Origin of the sequence: Pseudonocardia petroleophila, from assembly GCF_014235185.1 — a bacterium.
In the GTDB taxonomy this organism is placed as follows: Bacteria; Actinomycetota; Actinomycetes; order Mycobacteriales; family Pseudonocardiaceae; genus Pseudonocardia; species Pseudonocardia petroleophila.
Map to the genome: position 1 here is coordinate 5,716,932 of NZ_CP060131.1, position 21,512 is coordinate 5,738,443.

The window sequence follows — 21,512 nt, forward strand, 5'->3', positions numbered from 1 at the left end:
GACCCGCCGGATCCACGACGCTGTGCTGGCCCGGCTGGCCGAGGAACTGGACGGCCATACGCTCGACCCGGCCGATCACCGTCAGCTCGTACTGGCCTGGATCCAGGCCGAGTTCGACGCCGAGGCACGACGGCGCGCCGTCAGCGGCGAACCACAGCTCGACCACGCGACGGAACGCGCCGTCGCCCGCGCGGTGGAGAACGCGCTGTGGGGATTGGGCCGGATACAGGAGCTGCTCGACGTGCCGGGAGTGGAGGACATCCACATCACCGGATGCGACCTGCCGGTGCTGCGGATGTCCGACGGTTCGGTCCGCACGGCGGGCGCACCCGTCGCCGATACGGACGCCGACCTGGTGCAGCAACTGCAACACATGGCTGCGCATCACGGCAGCTCGGAGCGCGCGTTCTCGCCGGCCCAGCCGTGTCTGAACATGCAGCTGCCGGACGGATCCCGGCTGGCGGCGATGCGCGAGGTCGTCCCCCGCCCGGTCGTGACAATCCGCAAGCACAAGCTCGTCGACGTCCGGCTGCGGGACCTGATCCGCCTGGACACCGTGTCGCTCCAGCTCGCGCGCTTCCTCGCCGCGCTGGTGAACGCCCGTCAGAGCATCCTGGTCACGGGAATGCCGTCGAGCGGGAAGACGACCCTTCTCCGGGCGCTGGCGCGCGAGATCGCGCTGGACGAGCGGTTCGCGACGCTCGAGACCGAGTTCGAGCTGAACCTGCACCGCCTGCCTGACAAGCACCCGCTGCTCTACGCCGCCGAGTGCCGCTCCGGGTCGACCGAGCGCGACCCGGCGACCGGCCGTCCGGCGGGTGAGATGACGCTGTCAGATCTGCTGCACCAGACACTGCGTATGTCGGTGACCAGGGTAATAGTCGGCGAGGTAAGGGGCGCAGAGGCGTTGCCCATGCTGGAGGCCATGAACGCCGGCATGCCCGGCTCGATGTGCACGTTGCACGCCGGAACAGCAGCCGAGGCGTTCGAACGGCTCGTCACCGCGACGATGAAGGGCGCCGGGGCGGGATGGTCCGACACCTTCGTCACCAGGTTGGCCGCTCAGGGCATCGACTACGTCGTCCACCTGCGCCACGCCAGGACCACCCCGGAGGGGCGGCGGACACGGTTCGTCGCCGAGGTCGCGGAGGTGACATCGGTCGGTGAGGGCGGTGGGGTCGCGATGAACCGCGTGTTCGCACCCGCACCGGGCAGTGATCCGCGCGCGGTATTCCAGCTGCTGCCCCAGAATCGCCGCCCCTTCGACGAAGCGGGCATCGACCTGGGATTCCTCCACGAGTCGAGCGGGTGGACCCGATGACGCCGGCAGAGCTGGCGGCCGGCGTCGCGGGTGCCTGCGTCGCCACGGCAATCGCACTGTTCGTCGGGGGCCGACGCAGCGCGAGCAACGGCAGGCCCGTCGCGGCACCCGCGTCGTCATGGACACGGCGGCTCCATCGCGCCTGGGTCGCCACCGGTGACCCTGCGCGACCCCAAGCCGATCGCCGCCGCCGGGCGCTGGCGTGGGCCGTGGCGGGTGTCGTCGTGTGGGCACTCTCGGGTTGGCCGGTGGCGGGGTTGGCAACGACCGTTGCGGGGCTGTGGCTCCCGTGGCTGCTGGGATCCACCCGGGTCGTGCGCGAGCGGATCGAGAAGCTCGAAGCGTTGGAGGGCTGGTGTCGGCGCATGGCCGACACCCTGACCGGCGGCGGGGCGATCGGCCTGGCACAGGCCATCGTCACGACCGCGCCACGGGTCGACGAACCGATCGCCCCCGCGGTACACACGCTCGCTCGCCGCATCCGCGACGGTGCGGGAAGCCAGAGCAGCGACCACGCCGCCGCACTGCGCGAGTTCGCCGACGCCGTAGACGACCGGACCGGCGATGTCGTCGCAGCTGCCCTGCTGCTCGCCCTGCATCAGCAGAGCGGCGGCATCGCTGGGGTTCTGCGCCAGCTCGCGGACGGGGTCGCGCGCGACGTCCGTGCCCGTCGCGACATCGAGGCCGCCCGCGCCGAGTCAAGGCAGTCGATCCGCATCCTGTTGATCATCCAGGCCGCTCTGCTCGTACTCATGGGTGTCGTACCAAGCTTCGCCGCGCCGTACGGCACGCCGGTCGGGCAGGTGGTGATGGCGGTACTGCTGTCCGCATCGGCACTGTTGCTGGTCTGGATGCGCAGGCTGGCCATCGGCCGGACCGCGCCCAGATTCTTCGGAGTCTCTGCGCTGCCCGGCGAGCGGGGTGCGTCATGAACGGCGTGCTGGCACTGGTCGGCGGCGGCCTGATGGGCGTCGCGTTGGCGCTCGCTCTCGTCGCGGGCAACCGCCGGCATCCGGTGCTGGTCGACGCGCTCGCCGCGCTCGACGAGCGCAGCTACCGCCCCAACGACACGGACAGCGAGGAACGGGCTCGACGGCGGATCCTGCTGCCGCTGCTGCGCCGGCTACCGGTGGACGTACCGTCCGCCGATCTGGAGCTGCTCGGGCTGGGCCGGGATCGCTTCCTCGTCACCGCCGCCGGGTCTGCAGCGAGCCTGGCCGCGGCCGGGCCGGTGCTCGCCGCGGTGCTGACCCTTCTCGGCACCGGTGTAGGCGTGGTCGTGCCCGTCGGTGTCACCCTCGTGGGACTGCTGGTCGGCTGGACCGGACATGCCCACCGCGTCCGCGACCGCGCCGACGATGCCCGCGACCAGCTCCGCTCGGCACTCGTCGCCTACCTGCAACAGGTCAGCCTGCTGCGCCGGGGCGGCGCCGGAGTCTCGACCGCCCTGACCGTGCCGGGACGGCTGCTGGCCGAGAGCTGGCCGATGCGCCGCCTGCGTGACGAGCTCGAACTCGCCGAACGTGCCGGCGACATGCCGTGGGACGGGTTGCGCAGGTTCGGCGAGCGCATCGACATCGACGAGCTGACAGACCTGTCGGCCATCGCCGCCACCGCCGGGCAGGACGGTGCCGCCGTCGTCGGGACGCTCCTGGCCCGCGCGGAGAGCCTGCGTGACGAGCTTCTCGCCGACGAACACACCGAGGCCAACCGCGCGAGCGGCCAGATGAGCACCCCGGGCGCGCTGCAGGTCTTCCTCATCGCGGCCTGGGTGCTCTTCCCCGCAGGAACAGCACTGCTCACCACCGTATGAACGCCATCGATCCGACCGGGAAGGAACCCGCCATGATCCAGGAACTCAGGACCCGAACTCGCAACTGCGCCCACCACCTCGCCTGGGCGGTCCGACTGCGCCTCGAACCGCTCGACGAACGCGGCGGCGGCCGCAACTCCGACGAAGGCATGCACATCGGTGCCGGCGCGGTGATCGCCGGAACGATCGCCGCCGGGGTTGGCGCATTCATCGCGAGCAAGCTCGGCGCCCTGAAGTAGGTGCCCCCGCGATGGACGGTCTGCGCCCGGACCAGGTCGACGATGGCGAGCGTGGTGGCGCCACCGGCGTCGAGATGGCGCTGCTCTGGATCGTCCTGATCATGCTGATCCTCGCGGTGGTGCAGGTCGCGCTGATCTTCTACGCCGGACAGCTGGCACTGACCGGCGCCCAGGACGGACTACGGTCCGGGCGCGCCTACCTGTCGGAGTCAACCACCGCTGCCGCCCGGCGCGACGCGGAGGCATTCTTGGCCCGCGCCGGTGGCACCGTCCTCACCGACGTCGTCGTGTCCGCTTCGCTCGACGACAGCGGCGGGATCTTGCGCGTTCGGGTCACCGGGTCGGCTCTTTCCCTGGTGCCGGGCGTACCGGTCGCGATCAACCGGGAGGCGGTCGGTGGCGTGGAGAGAGCCACCCCATGAGGGCGCCGGTTCCAGGACAGTCAGGCGAGCGGGGAGGGAGCCCGTCCGTCGAAGCGGCCGTCCTCGTCGTCGCGCTCGGACTGCTCATCGCGTTCGCCGTCGCGGGCGGTCGCCTGGTGGCCGCAGAGGCGGCCACCGACCACGCGGCGCGCTCCGCCGCTCGGGTGGCATCACTGCACCGGGAGCCGGGCGCGGCTGCCGCCGCAGCTCAATTGGCGGCGGAAAGCAGTCTCGCCGAACAAGGCCTGCACTGCGCCGATCTGCGGATCACGCTCGACACGGCGGGCTTCGCCGCGCCGCTCGGGACGCCCGCCTCTGTCACCGCGACGGTGCGATGCGACGTCGAGTGGTCCGACCTCGGCCTGCCCGGCGCCAGCACCCGGGTCATCGAGTCCACATCAGCCAGCCCGATCGATCGTTGGCGGGAGAGGGCATGACGACGAACCACCAGGAGCGAGGCGGCCGGGAACGCGGAGGTGGCGCGGTCAGCGCACCGATGGCGATCGCCACACTCGCGCTGCTCGTCGCGATCGGGCTGGGCATCGACGGCGTGCGGGCGGCGCAGGGACTCGCGACCGCCGACTCGGTCGCCGAGGAAGCCGCACGCGCCGCCGGCCAGGCTCTCGACATCGACCAGTTGCGTCGGGGCACGACCACGGTCGACCCTGTGGCGGCCGTCGCGGCGGCCCAGGCGCATCTTGCCGCCGCCGGCGTTGAAGGCACGGTCACGGTGGTCGGTCCGCTGCGCATCCGGGTCGAGGCGCGCGTCACACGCGCCACGGTCCTGCTGGGCCTGATCGGCCGCGACGAGATCACCAGCACCGGAGAGGCGGAGGCGCTGTTGGTCCCGGTCCTCCCGGAAGGAGGCGTGTCGTGAGGACTCTGTCCCGGGTCGGCGCCGCAGTGGCCGCGGCTTCGGTCACCATCGGCATCCTGTTCGGCGTCCCGACCGCGCTGTGGCTGCTGAGCAGCTCCTTGCTGGACGGCGGCCTTCCGGCGGGGACCTCGGTAATCGACATGCTCCTGGCGCCCGACGACGGCACCTTGCTGATCGGGTTCCTCACGGTGGTCGCGGCCGGAACGTGGTTGGTGCTGGCCATGTCGATTGTGATCGAGTTGACCGCCAGCTTGATCAACCGGCCTGCGCCACGCATCGACCTGCCCGGCTTCCGGCTCGGTCGCACCATCGCGGCTGCGCTGGTCGCCACGATGGTCGGCGCGGGCCCAGCGATGGCTACCCCCGTCACCTCGGCCGCAGGGTCGGTCCTGACCGTCGCTATGTCCGAACTCTCGGCCGCAGGTCCCGGTCGAGCCGCCGAGACAGAGCCGACGGGACCGGTGCACACCGTGGAACACCGCGACACGCTATGGCGGATCGCGGAGACGAGCCTCGGCGACCCCCTGCGCTGGCGGGAGATCTACGACCTCAACGCTGGCCGGATCCAGGACGACGGCGGCCGCTTGACCGAAGCCTCCGGACTCGTCGTGGGATGGCGCCTCGTCCTGCCACCCGACGCCCGGGCAACCGTGCGAGTCGAGCCCGGTGACACGCTAACCGGAATCGCCGGTGAGCACCTCGGCGATCCCAGCCGAACCGACGAGTTGTTCGCGGCCAACGTCTCCGTGCCGCAACCCGGTGGCGAAACGCTCGCCGACCCCGACCTGATCCGACCAGGGTGGACGCTCGTCCTTCCCGACCGCGCACCGTCGCCGGAACCCCGACCCAATGACGAAGGCGCGCTACCCGACGACAGGGCCGAGGAAGCATCCCCGACGGGAGCCCTACCCGAACTACCCGAACCTGAGCCGTCGCAGCCTCCCGAGCTCCCATCGACCGGCTCGCCGACGTCTGACCCGGCACGGCCGGCGACCATGCCCGTCGAGGAACCAACCGGATCGGCGGTCACCCCAGGCGACGCCGGCGCGCAGGACGACGACTCGGGCCCGGCCCTCACGGTCGCATCACTCGGCGTGTCCGCGCTCGTCGCGAGCGGCGTCCTGGCGTCGCTCGTCGTTCGCCGCCGCCGGCAGCAACGACTCCGCCCACTCCGACACCGGATAGCCATGCCCGCGGACGACGACGGGCGGGTGGAACGGTCGCTGCACGCACCCCACCCTCACGACGGGGCGGCCAGCACCGCGCGGCTCCTGGACCTGGCCCTGCGCTCGCTCGCACACCCCGACCGGGAGACGACCGACGGCACACCCATTCCGGTTCTGCTCTCGGCGCGGTTGACCTCCTCGGACACCGTGCTCACGACCTCCCCCGAGACCCGGCTACCACCACCGTTCACGGAGGTCGAACCGGACGGTGGGGTGTGGGGACTCGATCCCGACGACCCGCTGCCGGTTCCCGACGCGGAGGCCGCCGGGTGCTGTGCCCCGTTCCCGGTGCTGGTGTCGATCGCCACCGACGTCGACCGCACCCTCATGATCGACCTCGAACAGCGCGGAGTTCTGCGGATCGGCGGTGACCGGGCGCGCTGCATCGCGCTACTGCGCCATCTCGCCGCCGAGCTCGCTACAAGCAGCACGGCGGAAGACGTCGAGGTTCTGCTCGTCGGCCTCGGCGAGGAACTGATTTCCCTCAACCCGGATCGTCTGGGTGCTGCGCCCGACCTCGACACCGCGCTGGTGGAGACCGAACGCCGAGCCTCGACCACTCGCGGCGCGCTGGACCAATGGCAGATCGAGACGGTCGTGGAAGGGCGGCTGCGCGACCTGGCCTCCGACTCCTGGCTGCCCACGGTGCTGCTCTCCGCAGCGGAACCCGACGACGAACACCGTGCCCGGCTGGAGGCCCTGACGGCCGAACATCGCCGGAGCGCGACCGCGGTGGTCGTCATCGACACCGCCCACGCGGACCTGCGAGTCGGCGACGACGGGCTGCTCGACCTGCCGGACGTCACCGACGGGCCGTGGGAGGTCGCGCGGCTCACCGAGAACGCCGGCACTCACCTCGCGGCCATTCTGGGGGCCACCAGCGCGCCAGCGGTTCCCGTTGGTGCGGCATCGTCCGCCGAACCGTGGGCTGCGGACATGAATGAGGACGGCTCCCTCGCGACCGGAGATCCCGTCCCGCGGGATCCGCTCGCGGATGGCAGACCCGACCCGGGCGGCGCGAGGGAGGTGGACGAGGAACCGGACCTGCCGCGGCCGCAGCGGTCCGCCGGGTCCGCAGCCGGGTCGACGGCCGTCCGGCGGCTCGCCATCGTCGACCACCAGGAGCCCGGCCTGGACGACGATCTCACTGCCTGGCTCGACGCCGGCCCGCCGGCCAAACCGATGATCGCGATTCTCGGCGAGCCCACCATCACCGCGCCCGGTCCGACGCCAGGCACACGCAGGACCTGGTTCGCCGAAGTTCTGGTGTACCTGAGCCTGCACCCGGCCGGGGTGACCTCGGCGAAGGCCGCCACCGACCTGTGGCCCGACGGACGCCGGATCAGCCCGGCCACCCTCCGGCACGCGCTCTACGGGGCCCGCAAGTGGGCCGGCCAGGGCCTGAACGGCGACCCGGACGCGTTTTTCGTCAGCGACATGCAAAACGACAACTGCTACCGACTTCGCGGCTATCAGTTGGACTGGGACCTGTTCCGGCGGCTGCGCAAGCGCGGCCAAGCCCGCAACGAGGCCGGCCATCCCGGCGCGATCACCGACTACGAGGCGGCTCTGAACCTCGTGCGGGAACCCGTGTTCAGCTCGTTGCGACCCGGTGGGTACGGCTGGCTCAACAACCACGATCAGCGCCACGACCTGCAGATACCGGGCTTCATCGTCGACGCCGCGCACGAGCTCGTCGACATCGCCCTCGCCGCCGGCGACACCGCATTGGCCCGCTGGGCCGCCGAGCGCGCGCGCATGATCGATATCGATGTCGCCTTCGACCGGCCGCTGACCGATCTCATGCGCATCGCGCACGCTGAGGACAACCGATCGGAGCTCGAGCTCTACGCCGCGGTTCTGCTCGACGCTCGCGGCTTCGACGTACCGGAGGAACTCTCGCCGGACAGCTTCGCGGTGCTCAACGACCTGATGCCCGCCGGTCCGCGCCGTCCGCGGCCGTGAGCGGCATCGCGAACGCGGCTCTGGTCGCTGTACTCGCCGGACCGACGGTGCTGCTGATCGCCCGGCACACAGTGACAATCGCCATCCGACTCCGGCCGATCGCGGTCACTGCCATCTCCGCGATGGCTGGGCTAATGGTCGGTGTGGTCCTGGCACTCCCCCCAGAGCACGCGATCCTGCTGCTGCCGCTTGCCGTGCTGGGGTGTGCCGCGGCGGTGGTGGACGCCCACGAGGGGCGGCTGCCCGACGTTCTCACCTGGCCCCTGCTCGTCGTGACGCTACTTGCCGGGATTGTCACCGCCAAGGGGAGCGGCGCAGTCGGCGCCACCGTGCTCAGCGTGCTGGCCGGCGGGTGCGTCGCAGTCGTGATGAAGGCGGCGGTCAGCACGGCGTTCGGGTGGGGCGACGCCAAGCTCGTCCCGACGCTTGCCGTCGTGCTGGTCCGGCACGACGCGATCGTCGCCGGCATCGTGTCGATGTCGGTGCTCGTCGCGGTCACCGCGTTCATCGTCGGCATCCGGGCGGCCGACCGCTCCGCGCTGGTGCCCTATGGTCCGGCGATGGTCGTCGGGACGGTGGGCGCCGCGGCGCTCTGACCGGGCGGCCGGTGGATACCCGGTGCGCGCCCGTTCACTTTGGGGGCGGCCGGGCGGCGGGGCCGGGCCACGCGACGGGGTGCGGGGTCGGAGGGTGTCGCGGGTGGGGTGACGACGGCCGGGGCGTCAAGATCGACACCGGCGAAGCGGCCGCGGATGGCCGCGTCCGTCCGCCGGTCGTGGCCGCGCAGGTTGCGCGCCACGGCACGGTCGTCGTCCCGAATGGGATCCAGGTGTTCCACGAACGCGGCCAGGTCGACCTGCTGGGGAAGGGTCGGGACGCGCTGCGGGTCCCGCGTGACCGCCCACGGGGCCAGCTCGCTGGACGGCCGGGTGAGGAAATGCGCGTGTAGTGCATCGGCGATGTCTCTCGACTCGGCTCTGGCGCCGACGGCGCCGAGACCCGGAACGTGCCCGACGACCGCGAACCCGGTCTGACCCGTACCCGCCAGCGCGACGACGTCCGCGGATCGCGGCCCGGTGGCGAGCAGCTGTTGCGCCGCGGTGAAGGTGTCCGTGTCCAGGGTGCGAGGCAGATCGCGCTCCGGGATCGACCTGCCGGTGGCGTTGCCCAGCGCGGTGGCCGCCCCAGCGATGTCGCGCACCGCTTCCGCTCGCGCCGCGCGCCCGTCGCGACCCCGACCGGACCGGTGGTGCCGGCCGAGCCGCTCAGCGATGTAGGTCGCGATGTGCGCGAGCTGGTAGGTCTCATAGCTCCCCAGCGCCATCAACGGGTAGTCCGGCGCCGTCACATCGCCCTCCCGATCGCCGTCCGGGCCACGGGATGCGCCCGCGCCGGCGGGGTCGACCTCGGCGAGACAGTCACCGGCTTGACCGCAACATGGTTGGGGGTGGCGAACAACCGAGCCGCCGTGCGGGCGGCCTGATCGCAGGCACGCTCTTCCGGAGTCGGCGGGAACGCCGTCGCGGCCAGATTGTCGGCGCGCCGGAACGCTGCCATGGCCGAGCGAAGCGCAGCATGGTCACGCACGTCGAAACCGATCCGGCCGAGCGTGACCCACAGGCTGGTCCTACGGCCGGGCGCCTGGTCCAATCGGGCCCCGGCCGGTGGAGATTCCGCTGCTTCCATCATCACCGCCGGCTCAGCGACACCAGCAACGGGCATCACCCGCGTCGGATCCGACCGGACCGGCAACGACCTAGCCTGCTGGGCGCCGGACTGCCACGCCCGATGGAAACAGCTGGCGGTCTCCGCATCATGGATGTAGATCAAGGACCCGCCGACGCGCACGCTGATCGCGGCGCCGTCGGTGCCCGGCCGGTGGGCCACGACCGCGACGTCCTGCGGGCCTACCAGCGAGACGACGACCTTGATCGCCTGGCCGCTGCCTGACATTTGCGCCACCACCTCCACCTGTTCGCCATCGGCTCGCGGAGACCCGACCCGGCGGCCGGATCAACCGCGCGGCATCGTGGAGGATCGCCGCGCCGCGCGGTCGAGGCGTGGTTCGACGCGTGGTCGACGCGCTGCGAATCCGTGGTCGACCAGGTCAGCGTCACCTGCACCCGGGGTGGTGCGGTTCGCCGCCCACCCGTCCAGTGCGTCCGCCGCCGTAGAGGCCGCGGCCGCCTGATGTGGCCGGCCGCCGTCCTGTTGCCAGGCGGCGATCTCACGAACGAGCGCCGAAAGCGCCACGACCAGAGCAACCGCGGCCGCCCCCGGCTCGTCACGGACGCCGAGCATCCGGCGCTGCCGCACGAGCTGGCGCGCCACCCGCCGCAACCCGGCCGCCCGCGCACCCTCCCGGCTGCGAACGCCCCGCGGTGGGCGCGCGGCACGATCAAAGGTCTCGGCCGCTGCGCCCAGCTCGTCGGACCAGAGACCGACGGCCGACAACACCGGGAACGTAGCCTGGGCGATGCCCTGCGCATCGACCTCAGCCCCGCCCTGCCGGACCGAGCCGACCACCGCGCGGGCCGCATCGACGCGCCGTCGCGCGGCCGGCAGCGGGGCCGCCACATCCGAACCCCGCCCCGCCGACTCCCACGCGCGCAGCAGCCGCGGCAACGACAGATCGGCCGCCAACTTGCTGCCGCTGTAGAAGACCGGTTCGCCGGAGGCGCTGACGTCCCCGGGCCGGGCGACCTTGTAGCCCAGCGGGTCACCGGACGGTGCTCGTCGCACCTCGACGAGGTAGCCGGTAGCGCGCAGCGCGGCGACGAACCCGGCGAGACCCTCGGCCCCGACCGCCGCCGTACGGACCGACCTGGTCAGCTCGAGCCGTGCGGGCAACCGCCCCTGCCGGCTGGCCTTCTCGATCTCTCCCCGCTGCGGAGCCTTCGCCGCCGTCCCGTCCGCGGGCGCCGTCACGGTCAGCCCCAACCGCCGCTCGACCCCACGCGCCGCCTCGCGAAGCCGCGGATAGTCGTGCGCGGGCCAGATGCGCCGGCCCGTGTCCTGCCGCACCAGAACCACCGCGATGTGAATGTGATCATCGGCATGCCGGATGGCCACCCACCGAGGCCCACCCGCGTCATCCCGTGCCGCCACGCCGGCACCGTCGAGCAGATCCCGCGCGACCTCTGCCCACTCGGCGTCCGACAGCACCCGGTCACCGCCCGCCACGCGCGCCGAGCAGTGCCACACATACCCGCGCTTACCCTCGTCATCGTGCTCAGGCAAACCAGCCGCCACCGCGGGAGCGCGCAGCGCCCGGATCAGCGGCCCAAGATCCCTGTCGAACTCACCACCGGCCACCTGCGGGGGCTGCCACGCCCCGTCCCGCCCGTCCCAGCTCGCGACGACCCGCGGCCGTACGTGCTCCTGCGCGCGGCCCCGCCCCATCAGGTAGGCGATCAGACCGCCGACCTTCCAGCCGCGCACCACCTTCGTGATCATCGACGTGCTCGATCGCTCGCGGCGACTACCGCATCGATGGCGGCGTCAAGCCGCACAAGCATCTCCGCGACGTCCTCGGGCCGGGTGCAGGTGGACCTCGCGGCGCGCTCGATCGCGACCACATCCGCGTGCAGCCGCACCAGATCCAGCAGACCGACCGAATTGTCTGCACCGCGCGTCGCGACGCCGAGCACCGACTCACCGATCCACGCGCCAACGGCCAGACCTGCCCCCGCGGCACGGTCCCGGACCAGGACCAGCTCCGCATCGGAGAACCGCACCACGACCTGACGCCGCCGACGACTCTCGGCCCGCAGCCGACGACGCGCCGACCCAGGACCATCCCCAACGCCCTCCATGGCCGCCGATGGCACCATCCGGGCGCTGCGGCAGCGTGGTCACCGGCGCGACCGGCACACTCACATGCGTAGTCGAGCCCGCTCGATCAGCAGGTGCACCGCTTGGTGCGGTGCGCGGCAGCGCCGACCAAGGAACGCCCCCGTTCCGCGGTGACCACGCATCGACCACGCCGTCGAAGACTCGCAAGGGCGATATCTCGCTGCCCGTAAAGTAGAGGGGTTCCGGTTCCATGGCCCCGCTCGAGTCAGGTAAGTCCTGGCACCAGGACTCCACGGCAGCGTCATGTCATCGTCAGTCAGTGGCAGAAGCGCTCTACATGCGCCCAGAGAGGGGGCAAGTGATGCGGGGACTGGCGCCTCACATGGCCGCCAAGCTTCGGAGGGGCGAAGACGAACTAGTGGCTCCCGGACGACCTGCAGCACTTCTCGCGGACCCGTGCGGCCTCCACTGGAGGAGCGCGGGAGTTCAGCCCGGCTCCCAAGAACCAGCGACTCACCGACCATCGATCGTGTAGTACCACGTAGCCGGACTGCACATGCGTGTCGAACTGCAGCTCCCACGATTGAGCGTGCACGGCGGGTCTCCCTTGCGCTCACCAGCGTCAGTCCACTGGACTGTTGGCGCGGTTAATCGCTCTGGCCCAGACCCGGCTCAACGCTGCGAACGGTCGTGTCGCGACCTAGCAACCCTTGTTGATTTCTTGAGATTGTCGCTTCGGCGTCTTCACTCGAAATGCCCCAAAGTTGCGCAAGATGTCGAACAGTAGTTTTGATGTCGACCGGGACCGTTGGTCGATTATTACACCTGGAATAAGGTCCGTCGGTTTCCAGCAAAACACGTTCGGCGGGAATTCGCTGCAGGACTGCGGCGATTTTCGCGGAACGCGTCATCGCGGGGTTGACGGAAAACCACAGGCCAGCGGCGAGCGCGTCGTCGACAACTGAAAGCGGGCCTGTGTACCAATGGAGGATGGCATTCACTTGCGCCTGCGCGAGCCTCGCGACGGTTTCTCGTTCGGCGCCGCGACTGTGGACTGTGAGCGGACGTGTCCGAACTTGTGGGTCTGAGAGTATGGCTTCGAAGACCTTGAGTTGTTGCTTCTTGGTGGCCACCCCCGAGCGAGAGAAATCTAGGCCGATCTCTCCGATCCATGAGGTCTGTGGAAGTAGTCGAAAGAACCGTGCGAGATCGTATGGTGCGACGTTTCCTACGCGCAACGGGTGGAATCCCAGCGCGACATGCACCCCCTCGCGACGGCCAAGTCGGGTGCGGAGTCGTCGATAGGCCCCCGGGCCTTCTGTCACCGCTACGATCTGAACTCCACGGGCGGCGGCTTGGTCGAGCACGGACACCGGGTCATTGTAGGCGTCGATGTGGCAATGAGTGTCGATGAGCGTGGCGGTCACCTCAGAGCCCTAACGAGCTGTCCTAGCTCACCACGTGCGTCGGCAATAAGCCAAGCACGCAGTTCTGTGAGGCCGCGGCGCCATACACTGGTAAACGCTGAGCGTTCGCCACGCGGGATTGGGCCATTACGCAGAAGGTCGCGGTCGGGTCGTTCAGTCAGAACACCGGCGAGTACCGCGCGGAGGTCCGATCCTCGGACTCGTCCTCGATCGAGGAGAACCTCTTGATCCTGCTCGTCAAATATGTCCCAGGCGTACTGCTCGTCATCCCACCCGACGTGCGCCAGCGAGGCGCGCCGGATCAAACACGGAAAACAGTACCCGCAGTTTCCCTGTTTGCGGCCGACGTAACGGGCGGTCTCCGGATGGGAACAGGACACGCTCTGCCCCGCTAGCCGCCTGAGCAGCGCGGGGTTACGAGAATGGGCGAGCATCTCACCTTTTGTGCGAAACCGGTACGGGTTGAGCACCGGATTCTGAACGCCAATTGCGGCCGCGCCCTTGACGAGCTGTTGCATGAAATGTGGGTGCGTCGTCCGGGTACTGGCGCTGCCAACGCGCGCGCGGGTCAGCGGCACATTCACACCGATGAATCCGTTCTCCGGCACGTATACGGGTGTATCGGGTCCGCTTGCCGCAGCAAGAGCAAGAGCAGTTGATAGAAACAGCATCGACCGGGAGCGCGTCGTATTCTCCCGACTTCTTGGAAGTGGACGTGCTTGAGAACTATTCGCCGGCGCTGGTCGCAGGTAGAGTGCACGTCGAACGATGCGGTCGGTGCCGTAGTGCGCGGTGAGTTCGTCAAAAATGACTTTTTGAGCTGTAGAGGCTTGGCCGCCTTCATTGTGAGACACCAGGCACAGGCGACGGTGTAGATCCTCCTCCAATAGATCGATTACGCCGCACAACGAGTCCAAACCCCCAGAGAACAGGCACACTCCGTCAACGCCAAGACCAACCGCTCGGTCGAGAATGGGAACACCGGGGACGTCGGTGACCGGGTCTTTGGCGGACTGGTAGGGATCGATGGACCAGCGGTCACCTGTGAGGAAGTTCATCGCTGATGCGAAATTAGCATTCACCCACACGGCCACATCGGCGACGGGGAGACGCACAGTAATCTCTCGCGTCCAGCTGTCGACAGTCTGCCGACGAAGCGTTGTCTTGTCCGCGCAGTACACAGCCGCACCGAACAGCAGAAGATCAGCGGCCTGCCTGGGTGGCCGCCAACCGGCGAAGAACTCCTGTCCAGTGTCTCCGGTCTGAAGCGTCGCAGCGGTGCGGGACGGGGCCCAGTCGAGGAACTGGACTTCCTCGGGCTCGTCAACGGGTGTGGCCATGTCGGTCCGGATCAGGAACTGTGTCACTGCGCGTCTCCGTCCAGGCCCTGCAGGGCCTCGTACGTCAGGCGAACCGCGTCATCGGCGATCTGCTGACCTTCAGACCCAGCCCAGTCCACGGCGAACGGGTCGGAGGGAATCCTGACCGACACCATCACCGCAATGATCTGGCGCATCTCGTCGTCGGCGCGCTGCACCATCTGAGGATCGGTCATGCGATTGAGTCGCTCGGCGATGACCGGCACCCTGTTGTACACGTACCGGGCAAGGAACGACTCCAACAGCATCACAAGGCCGTCACGGCTGACAACGGTGCCTGCAGTGTCGGTCAGCTCTGCCCAGGTGTCGGCGTCACCGAAGATCTGATCCAAGACGTCGCATGCAGCATCCCGGGCAGCTTGAGCGTCCAAGTCGTTGCCGTCGCCAGCAACGAAGGTGATCAGCTCGTCGAGCACGTCGAACCGCTCGCGCCCAACCAAATCGGCCAGTCCTAGCGAAGTCAGCGCATCGCCCAGGTTCGTTTGGCCTACGCCTGCAAGTAGCGCTCCAAGTCGCTGGATGCCTGTACGGCCTGCACGCGCCCCGGAGGTCGCACCCGATGCCCCTCCGAGCACGGGGACGTGGCGAGCTAGTACTCGCTCTGCGTAGGTCCGTGTGCCGGGTGAGCCAGCGGCTAGGCCACGCACGTAGGAGGCAGTGGCGTGCTTAAGCGGAGTCCACGCGCCCCCGCGACCGGCCGTCCGGTCCGCCGACGTACCCATCAGCGGCGTCCGCCACGCCTCTTGCCCTCGCGGACGCTAGCGATCATTGCCCTAAGGCCGGGAGCTTCGCTGCTCTCCCATCGCGCCAACAGTTCCACCACGGCAGCGTCGCCAGCGGGGAGACGCTGCACGGCCTGCGCAGCCCGAGCAGGGCCTACGGCCTGCGGCGGGACCTTCATTAGCATTGCACATACCGCCGACACCGTATCAGGCACTCGTTCTGCGAGTTCGATCGCCGCGAGGAAGCCCGTGCCGGCAGGGTTTCTGAGAACTGCATCCAAGAGTGCATCAAGCAGTTGCGCCCGTTCCGTTTCGGGAAGCTGACCAACCTCTGTGCATGTGAGTCGTCGAAGCGCCTCAGCGTCGGATTGCAGTTTCGATAGCATCTCTTGCAGGTGGGGTGAAAGGCGCGTTACAGCGACACCGAGTGTCAGTTTGTCTCTAGAGTATGTGAAGTAGGGCCGCAGGTCGATACCGCCGAGTAGCGGTTCAAGGCGCAGCCATTTCTGCACGTGAGTCTTTTTAGTCCAGCTAAGCACGTCGTCGCTGACCGACGAGGCGCTCCGATCGTCGGTCGCACCCTCAGTATCGAGTACTATGTCTGCTTCGGCGCTGGTCTCAGACTGCCCTGTCGAGTGGGCATCCGGGTCAGGCGAGGAGGAGTCGTCAGAACCTGCGGTCGACTCAGCTGCCGCGAGCTCCGGAATTGGCCCCGCAGCGGTTAGCTGCCAGTCGAACAAGCGCTGGAAGTCGGTCAGGTGCTGCTCTTCGAGCACCATGAGCTTAGCAAGTACCGGTAGATCGAGGGTGAGCTGTCGGCGCTGCGCGCTTCGGTGCCTGAGCATCAAGTTGTTTAGGAATCGCTTGAGCTGCCGGGGATTTCCTCGCAGTCCTGCTCCAAGGACTTCAGAAATGCTTGTTGCCCAGCCCAAGTCGGCTACCAAATCATCAGGAACCTCGTCAAGCGCCTCGACTGCGACTCCGAGATTAAACGCGACTTGCAAGTTGCCCCCGAGGCGATGCCGACGAGTAGCCTGCAGTACTGTGTCGAATTGCTCTTCGTTAAGACGTAGTTCGGCCAGCAGCAGGTTGGTGTAAGTCTCCGCTTCCGGAGCAGATAGCGACGGGATCGCGACCTTGAGTTGCAGCATCTTCTCTAGGTAGTCCGCGCCGATCCCCGTGCCGTCGGAGCGCCGCAGGTCTGGATAGCGAGAATCGATCGCGGTCTGAACGACGGCCTGATTTGCAGCCAGAACATAAGCGGTCTTCGGGGTATTGAGAAATAGCCGGATTGCCTCGAAGGTGTCTACCACGGTTTCAGGCAGACACCTGTCGAGGTCGTCAATGAAGACAACTACCGCATCGACGTTATTGAGGTCCTTGACCAGCTTCCTGAACTCCGAGCGGAACTGGCCTGCATCAACGACCTCGTCACGTGCTGGCGCATCGGAAGCGACGGCTGGATCTTCGAGCATCTTTCCTGCTTCTCCTGCGACAGCGGTCATACCCGCTGTAGCGACCTCAAGGACACCCGGATCGAGGCCCGCTGCCGGCAGCACGAGCGGACCGGCTACCTGCCCTGCAGCGAGAGCGACACGCCCCCCTCGCCGTCCCCACCGCCCAAAGCCGCGAAGAAACCGCCGAAGCAGCGAGACTTGTTCCTGGTGAGTCTCATCAACGTGTCCAGCGACCGCATCGAGCACGGCCGTCATGAGGGCGACTTTCACATCGCTGTAATCCTCGTGCTGCCAGGGGCTGAAATCGACGCACACGTATCGCGAGCCGGACTCGTCGGTCTCGTGAGCACTACACAGCTCTTGTCTCGTGATGCGCATGAGGCTGGACTTGCCTGACCCCCAGTCACCCAGCAGGCCGACGGTGAGCGGCAGGAGTCTTGGCTCTGTCAACGCGACTAACAGCGTGTCGACCAGGAAATCGAACCCCAGCAGATCGACCTCGGTCTCGTTGTCTGCCCACATAGGCCTGTAAGTCTCACTCTGCAGTCGGCGACGTCAAGGCCGTCAGATGCTGAACGGCGTCGAAGCATGACGTCGGAGGGTGTGCGCTACATCACTAGACGTGATATCGGCGCCGACCCAGCCGCTGTTACTGGCACACGTCGAGTCTCAAAGGTTCGGCCTGCAGCAGGAAGCCGGCCGCCAGCGGACGGCGGGCTTCTGTGCCGACGCGGTCCGAGCAATCGAGGTCGACATGGAGTGCCCCAACCCCAACCTGCAGAGAGACGGCTCTACCGGCCGCGCGGTTGCCCAGGCGCCCAGGTCGAAGTTGGCGCAGCTACGCATCAACCACGATTCAGCCACGATGTGCAGCGGGTCACCACGACACAGACCGCGTTTGAGATGAACAACTGGGTGACTAACCGGATGACTACGGGCCCGGATCTGTCTGGATCTTCACGGACGCGGAGCAACGTCAACAGGCTCTGAGCTGCGATTACGCGCTGGGCGACGAGGGAGGCGGCGTTCTTGTCACGAGGGAGGTCCGACGGCCACCGGGTCCGCTCCACCGGAGCGGACCCGGCCGTAGAGGGTCAGCGCGGGCTGACCTCGCCGGCGAGGCAGTTGAGTTCCTGCAGGGTGTGCTGCAACAGGGTCGCGAGCTGTTCGGTGGCGCTGAGGGCGTACCCGATGTCGGCGTTCGCGGCGGCGTAGGCGAGATCGTCGCGGGCCTGGCAGATCTGGGCTTCGAGGGCCTGTAGGCGGGTGGCGCGGGTGTCGGTCTCGGTGATCTCGCGGGTGGTGGTCATCAGGGCCTCCGGTGCTCGGTGTCGCTGGAACGCGGCTCTGCCTCAGCGCGCCGGGGTGGGGGCCCGCAGGGCCGGCGGGGGTTCTGGGCTCGTCCGACCGGGTGGGAACGCCCGTCAGGGCGTCCGAGCGCAGCGAGGCCTGCCCCACCCGGTCGGATGGGCTCGGGTTCATCGCCGCTCGCCCCACCGCGGTGTGCTGACCCTCGGGGCGATCCATCGGTGCCGTGCGCCGGAGGCACGTCCAGTCACTGCTCGCCGGCACCATCTCGACGCGCAGGGTGTTCAGAGCAACCACGGATCAGCCACGGGGGGATCCGGCGACTCCCGACACCCGGAGGTTGACGGCCAGCTGGTCCCGTTCCGCACTCCTTTCGCGGTCAGCGGTGGCGGGGGTCGACGAAGACGACGATCGCTTCGGCGACCCGCTGCGGGTCGTCGCCGAACCCGTGCTCGACGGCCAGGGCGGTGCCGAGTTCGGCGGCGCGCCGGTAGTGGTCTCCGAAGCTGCCGTCGAGGGCGAGGTCCAGGAACCGTCGGGCGGCGTCGTGGTCGAGGTTCGCAGCGTCGAAGGGCCCACCGTCGTCAAGATCGTCGTATCGAGTCGTGCTGACGGCTGGCGGTCGAGCAAGCTGTCCGCCCGGTTCGCCCGCGGCCGGTGCGTCGGTGCGGCGGGACCGGGTCCAGCGGCGGCCAGGGCCGAGGGCGGCCAGGACCTCGGACAGGTCGGGCTTGTGATCGTTGGACCAGCTGAAGTTCACCAGCGCGGTGCTGACGAGGAGTGTCACGCCGCCCGAACGACGGGTGCGTAGCGGCGTCGAGCGGGGCGGTGGGGTGCGGACATGGCGGGTCTCCGGGGCGTGCGGTCGGGTGGGAACGCCGCCGGCGCCCCGACCACGCCGGCGCGGGTGCCGTAGGGACGGTCCGGGTCGGGCTCCTCCGAGCGGGGGCAATGCCGGCAGGCGTCCGAGCGGAGCGAGGCCCGTGCCGCCGCCTCGGACCGGGGCCACCGCAGCCGGTGTGCTGGCTTGTCGGCGGACCCAACCCCGACAGCCCCGGGGCGCGCGACCGGATCACTCGTCGGCAGCGATGAGGTGCGGGAGTCGATGGCGGGGCCGTCGGGCGCCGTACGCGAGGCCGTCGGTGATGTCGCGATCGACCTGCCGGGCGGTGTAGCCCTCGACCCCGAGGAAGTGGTTGGCGGCGTCGGTGAGAACGGCACGGGCCTCGTGAGCGGTGAGGGCGCCGCCGCCGACCCACTGCCCGAGCCGGCGCGCGGCCCGCAGCAGCGTGCAGTGCCGTTGCCCGACCAGTGCGGCGGCCACGTTGCGCCGCTCCCCCTCGACGACCGCCCGCAGGTAAGCCTGGGCGCGCCAACCCGACAGCGCGAGCTCGTCGACGTACAAGCTCGTCGTGGCCGGAGAGTTGGACTCGGGTCGAGGGGTGAGGGCGGCGGCCAGCCAGCAGGGCAGCTGTACGACGGGGCGCCGAAGCTCACGGTAGGAGCCGGCGGTCAGGCGGGACCCGGCGGCGAGCACGTACCCGCCGTGACCGCGGGTGTCGATGCACCAGCCCAATGCACCCTGGGTGTTGCGCAGGGTCGCGCCGTTTGGTTGGTGGAAGTACAGGTGCCGCCCACCGGACGGCGTCACCACCGTGTACGTGACCGGGAGCGGCTCCCCGGCAGCGGCCGCCAGGCGGGCGAGGACCTCGGCGCCGTCGCGCAAACCGGCCCACTCCCCTGGCGGGTCAAGGCCGTCGCGGTCGAGGTCGACGACCAGCAGGCCCGCCCTTCCGGTCGCGAGTCCGATGTTCCACGGGCGTAACCACCACTCGGTGATCTGGTCGGGATCGGTGGTCGCCGCGTCCTCCCAACCGGTGATCGCCGGGACTTTCGCGCGCGGCCGGACCGGGAACACCGGCCACCCGAGACCGGCCGCATGCAGCGCGGCCCGAGCGAGCCGCCCGAGCGGCTCCGCCGATACGGCCGGCGCCCGAGCGCCGTGCCGAAGGCCGGTGCCCAACGGGGCCGCTCGAGCGTCGCGGTGCGCGGCAGTCGGTCGGCCGGGCTCCTGTCGGATGCGGTCGTGCATCGGGTTGTCCTCCTCGCGTCGGAGCACCGGGACGGCCCGCGGGCGCGGGCCGCGCGCCACACCGTGGCCGCGGCGTGTGGTCGTGGCGTGGCTGGCGCGTGGTCGTGCTCGTGGGCACGGTGCGACGGCGACGCGGGGAGGCCCCGACTACGTCGGACTGTGTGCGTGCCGGTGGGCCCGGACCGCCGTGGTCCGGGCCCACCGGCTGTCGCTCAGTCGGACCCGACGAGTTCGAGGGCGGGCCGCTCGGCGTCGTGGTCGGGCGTGGTGTCGCTGTCCGCGGTCGGCGGCTCGCCCTCGGGCGCCGGGGCGGTGGCCGCGCGCGGGTTGCGGACCAGGGTGGCGGTGGCGTAGCGCAGGCTCGCAGCGACGTCGGCGGCCTCGATCTGGATCCGACGGATGGAGGTGCCGTCCTCGCGCTTGTAGCTGTCGTCGGCGAACTCGCCGGTGACCGCGACCGGGGTGCCCTTGTCCAGGCTCGCGGCGACGTTCTCGGCCAGGGCGTTGAAGCACACGACCCGGTGGAACACCGCGGGCAGATCGGCCCAGTTCCCGGTCTGGCGGTTGAGGCGGCGCCGGTTCGCCGCGATGGTGAACGTGGCGACCGGGACCCCGGAGCGGGAGTGGCGCAGTTCGGGCTTACCGGTGAGGTTGCCGTGGACGGTGATCTTGTTCATGACGATGGCTCCCTGGTGCTCGGTGGTGAATGGGTGACGCGGCCCTGGCCTCAGCACGCCGCGGGCGGGGTCCCGCAGGGAGGGCGGGGGTTCCGGGCTCGTCCGAGCGGGGTGGGAACGCCGCCAGGCGTCCGAGCGCAGCGAGGCCTGTCCCACCCGGTCGGACCGGGCCGGGGTTCATCGCCGCTCGCCCCGCCCACGGTGTGCTGACCTTCGGGCGTCTCCTGCCCACGCCGTGCCCCAGGACGCCACCGGCGAACACACGGTCGTGACACGCGACCGATGGACGGACGATGCGCTCCAGCTGCGGGCCGGTCAGCCCGACGTGGGTCGGCGCGCCAGCCGGTGGACGATCCAGCCCTGCATCGGCGGGGACGGCGGACATCTGTGGTCGTCGTTGGGATATGCCACACCGTCGACGCTGATCGACCAGTCGCCGTCGCGCGCATCACCGTGGCGGCGGTGCCGGGCGCTGGTGTGCACGGTGAGCAATTCGCCGATGGGCAGGTGCGCGGTCGCGGTGACGTCGACGATGACGATCGCGCCGCCGTCCAGCACGGTCTCGGCGTAGTGCAGGCCGGCCGGGTGCGCGCCGCTGTGGCGGCAGGTCTCGACGAGCAGGCCTCGGGCGACGTTATGGGCGCCAAGCATGCCGACATCACCGCGCAGCGCAATGTTGCTGTGCACGTGGGCGGGCAGCAGAAAGCTGCGGCTCCAGTCGTATGGGGTGAAGCAATCGCTGGGCATCGCCGGTTCTCCCTCCGGTCGAGGGCCGGGTGGGGCCGCGGCGCA

At 69.5% G+C, this 21,512-nt stretch carries 22 protein-coding genes; 9 read left to right on the plus strand and 13 right to left on the minus strand.

What is annotated here, in order from left to right; all coding sequences use genetic code 11:
* Positions 1–22: 22 nt before the first annotated feature.
* From H6H00_RS28020 to H6H00_RS28060, 9 genes are read left to right on the plus strand one after another with little or no spacing between them, the layout of a single operon-like run.
* Positions 23–1,321 carry a TadA family conjugal transfer-associated ATPase gene (locus H6H00_RS28020; protein ID WP_185718648.1) on the plus strand — a complete coding sequence of 433 codons (1,299 nt, stop codon included), beginning with the start codon at positions 23–25 and terminating at the stop codon, positions 1,319–1,321.
* Positions 1,318–2,253 carry a type II secretion system F family protein gene (locus H6H00_RS28025; RefSeq protein WP_185718649.1) on the plus strand — a complete coding sequence of 312 codons (936 nt, stop codon included), beginning with the start codon at positions 1,318–1,320 and terminating at the stop codon, positions 2,251–2,253. The genes H6H00_RS28020 and H6H00_RS28025 overlap by 4 nt, the downstream gene beginning before the upstream one ends.
* A complete protein-coding gene (locus H6H00_RS28030; RefSeq protein ID WP_185718650.1) occupies positions 2,250–3,134 on the plus strand; it encodes a type II secretion system F family protein in 885 nt (294 codons plus the stop codon). The genes H6H00_RS28025 and H6H00_RS28030 overlap by 4 nt, the downstream gene beginning before the upstream one ends.
* Entirely contained in the window at positions 3,131–3,373 is a 243-nt protein-coding gene (locus H6H00_RS28035) for a hypothetical protein (protein ID WP_185718651.1), read from the plus strand. The genes H6H00_RS28030 and H6H00_RS28035 overlap by 4 nt, the downstream gene beginning before the upstream one ends.
* 11 nt (positions 3,374–3,384) lie before the next feature.
* Positions 3,385–3,795, plus strand: coding sequence for a TadE/TadG family type IV pilus assembly protein (locus tag H6H00_RS28040; RefSeq protein ID WP_185718652.1), 411 nt, complete (start codon positions 3,385–3,387; stop codon positions 3,793–3,795).
* On the plus strand, positions 3,792–4,232 hold the full coding sequence (locus H6H00_RS28045) for a pilus assembly protein (RefSeq protein WP_185718653.1): 441 nt from the start codon (positions 3,792–3,794) through the stop codon (positions 4,230–4,232). Before H6H00_RS28040 ends, H6H00_RS28045 begins: the two co-directional genes overlap by 4 nt.
* Positions 4,229–4,672 carry a hypothetical protein gene (locus tag H6H00_RS28050; RefSeq protein WP_185718654.1) on the plus strand — a complete coding sequence of 148 codons (444 nt, stop codon included), beginning with the start codon at positions 4,229–4,231 and terminating at the stop codon, positions 4,670–4,672. Before H6H00_RS28045 ends, H6H00_RS28050 begins: the two co-directional genes overlap by 4 nt.
* Complete coding sequence (locus H6H00_RS28055; protein ID WP_185718655.1) at positions 4,669–7,863, plus strand: LysM peptidoglycan-binding domain-containing protein; 3,195 nt, start codon at positions 4,669–4,671, stop codon at positions 7,861–7,863. Before H6H00_RS28050 ends, H6H00_RS28055 begins: the two co-directional genes overlap by 4 nt.
* Positions 7,860–8,459, plus strand: coding sequence for a prepilin peptidase (locus H6H00_RS28060; RefSeq protein WP_185718656.1), 600 nt, complete (start codon positions 7,860–7,862; stop codon positions 8,457–8,459). The genes H6H00_RS28055 and H6H00_RS28060 overlap by 4 nt, the downstream gene beginning before the upstream one ends.
* Here the strand turns inward: H6H00_RS28060 and H6H00_RS28065 are convergent.
* From H6H00_RS28065 to H6H00_RS28125, 13 genes are all read right to left on the minus strand, one after another.
* Positions 8,411–9,187: a hypothetical protein gene (locus H6H00_RS28065; protein ID WP_185718657.1), complete on the minus strand. Its 777-nt coding sequence runs from the start codon at positions 9,185–9,187 to the stop codon at positions 8,411–8,413. The genes H6H00_RS28060 and H6H00_RS28065 overlap by 49 nt on opposite strands.
* A 20-nt stretch (positions 9,188–9,207) precedes the next feature.
* Entirely contained in the window at positions 9,208–9,834 is a 627-nt protein-coding gene (locus tag H6H00_RS28070; protein WP_185718658.1) for a hypothetical protein, read from the minus strand.
* Between the two features lie 42 nt (positions 9,835–9,876).
* On the minus strand, positions 9,877–11,319 hold the full coding sequence (locus H6H00_RS28075) for a relaxase/mobilization nuclease domain-containing protein (protein WP_185718659.1): 1,443 nt from the start codon (positions 11,317–11,319) through the stop codon (positions 9,877–9,879).
* A complete protein-coding gene (locus tag H6H00_RS28080) occupies positions 11,316–11,603 on the minus strand; it encodes a hypothetical protein (protein ID WP_185718660.1) in 288 nt (95 codons plus the stop codon). The genes H6H00_RS28075 and H6H00_RS28080 overlap by 4 nt, the downstream gene beginning before the upstream one ends.
* 702 nt (positions 11,604–12,305) lie before the next feature.
* Positions 12,306–13,085: a TatD family hydrolase gene (locus H6H00_RS28085; RefSeq protein ID WP_185718661.1), complete on the minus strand. Its 780-nt coding sequence runs from the start codon at positions 13,083–13,085 to the stop codon at positions 12,306–12,308.
* Positions 13,082–14,452 carry a Qat anti-phage system QueC-like protein QatC gene (gene qatC / locus H6H00_RS28090; RefSeq protein WP_221775687.1) on the minus strand — a complete coding sequence of 457 codons (1,371 nt, stop codon included), beginning with the start codon at positions 14,450–14,452 and terminating at the stop codon, positions 13,082–13,084. The genes H6H00_RS28085 and qatC overlap by 4 nt, the downstream gene beginning before the upstream one ends.
* The gene (locus H6H00_RS33040) at positions 14,449–15,186 is read right to left on the minus strand and encodes a Qat anti-phage system associated protein QatB (protein ID WP_185718662.1); all 738 of its coding nucleotides are present in this window, start codon (positions 15,184–15,186) and stop codon (positions 14,449–14,451) included. The genes qatC and H6H00_RS33040 overlap by 4 nt, the downstream gene beginning before the upstream one ends.
* Entirely contained in the window at positions 15,186–17,165 is a 1,980-nt protein-coding gene (locus tag H6H00_RS28100; protein WP_185718663.1) for a KAP family P-loop NTPase fold protein, read from the minus strand. The genes H6H00_RS33040 and H6H00_RS28100 overlap by 1 nt, the downstream gene beginning before the upstream one ends.
* Before the next feature lie 572 nt (positions 17,166–17,737).
* Complete coding sequence (locus tag H6H00_RS28105) at positions 17,738–17,953, minus strand: hypothetical protein (RefSeq protein WP_185718664.1); 216 nt, start codon at positions 17,951–17,953, stop codon at positions 17,738–17,740.
* Positions 17,954–18,330: 377 nt separating this feature from the next.
* Positions 18,331–18,738, minus strand: a complete 408-nt coding sequence (locus tag H6H00_RS28110) for a hypothetical protein (protein ID WP_185718665.1) — start codon at positions 18,736–18,738, stop codon at positions 18,331–18,333.
* Between the two features lie 285 nt (positions 18,739–19,023).
* Positions 19,024–19,974, minus strand: coding sequence for a bifunctional DNA primase/polymerase (locus H6H00_RS28115; RefSeq protein WP_255425405.1), 951 nt, complete (start codon positions 19,972–19,974; stop codon positions 19,024–19,026).
* A 281-nt stretch (positions 19,975–20,255) separates the two neighbouring features.
* On the minus strand, positions 20,256–20,720 hold the full coding sequence (locus tag H6H00_RS28120; RefSeq protein WP_185718667.1) for a single-stranded DNA-binding protein: 465 nt from the start codon (positions 20,718–20,720) through the stop codon (positions 20,256–20,258).
* 315 nt (positions 20,721–21,035) lie between these two features.
* Positions 21,036–21,467 (minus strand): hypothetical protein, encoded by a 432-nt coding sequence (locus H6H00_RS28125; RefSeq protein ID WP_185718668.1) that lies wholly within the window; start codon positions 21,465–21,467, stop codon positions 21,036–21,038.
* Positions 21,468–21,512 lie beyond the last annotated feature (45 nt).

What these genes read in the sequence shown, in the direction of transcription:
- H6H00_RS28075 (WP_185718659.1), bottom strand. Translation starts at nt 11,319, where the DNA reads ATGATCACGAAGGTGGTGCGCGGCTGGAAGGTCGGCGGTCTGATCGCC.
- H6H00_RS28040 (WP_185718652.1), top strand. Translation starts at nt 3,385, where the DNA reads ATGGACGGTCTGCGCCCGGACCAGGTCGACGATGGCGAGCGTGGTGGC.
- H6H00_RS33040 (WP_185718662.1), bottom strand. Translation starts at nt 15,186, where the DNA reads ATGGGTACGTCGGCGGACCGGACGGCCGGTCGCGGGGGCGCGTGGACT.
- H6H00_RS28050 (WP_185718654.1), top strand. Translation starts at nt 4,229, where the DNA reads ATGACGACGAACCACCAGGAGCGAGGCGGCCGGGAACGCGGAGGTGGC.
- H6H00_RS28065 (WP_185718657.1), bottom strand. Translation starts at nt 9,187, where the DNA reads ATGGCGCTGGGGAGCTATGAGACCTACCAGCTCGCGCACATCGCGACC.
- H6H00_RS28100 (WP_185718663.1), bottom strand. Translation starts at nt 17,165, where the DNA reads ATGTGGGCAGACAACGAGACCGAGGTCGATCTGCTGGGGTTCGATTTC.
- H6H00_RS28125 (WP_185718668.1), bottom strand. Translation starts at nt 21,467, where the DNA reads ATGCCCAGCGATTGCTTCACCCCATACGACTGGAGCCGCAGCTTTCTG.
- H6H00_RS28035 (WP_185718651.1), top strand. Translation starts at nt 3,131, where the DNA reads ATGAACGCCATCGATCCGACCGGGAAGGAACCCGCCATGATCCAGGAA.
- H6H00_RS28105 (WP_185718664.1), bottom strand. Translation starts at nt 17,953, where the DNA reads ATGACCACCACCCGCGAGATCACCGAGACCGACACCCGCGCCACCCGC.
- H6H00_RS28025 (WP_185718649.1), top strand. Translation starts at nt 1,318, where the DNA reads ATGACGCCGGCAGAGCTGGCGGCCGGCGTCGCGGGTGCCTGCGTCGCC.
- H6H00_RS28045 (WP_185718653.1), top strand. Translation starts at nt 3,792, where the DNA reads ATGAGGGCGCCGGTTCCAGGACAGTCAGGCGAGCGGGGAGGGAGCCCG.
- H6H00_RS28030 (WP_185718650.1), top strand. Translation starts at nt 2,250, where the DNA reads ATGAACGGCGTGCTGGCACTGGTCGGCGGCGGCCTGATGGGCGTCGCG.
- H6H00_RS28120 (WP_185718667.1), bottom strand. Translation starts at nt 20,720, where the DNA reads ATGAACAAGATCACCGTCCACGGCAACCTCACCGGTAAGCCCGAACTG.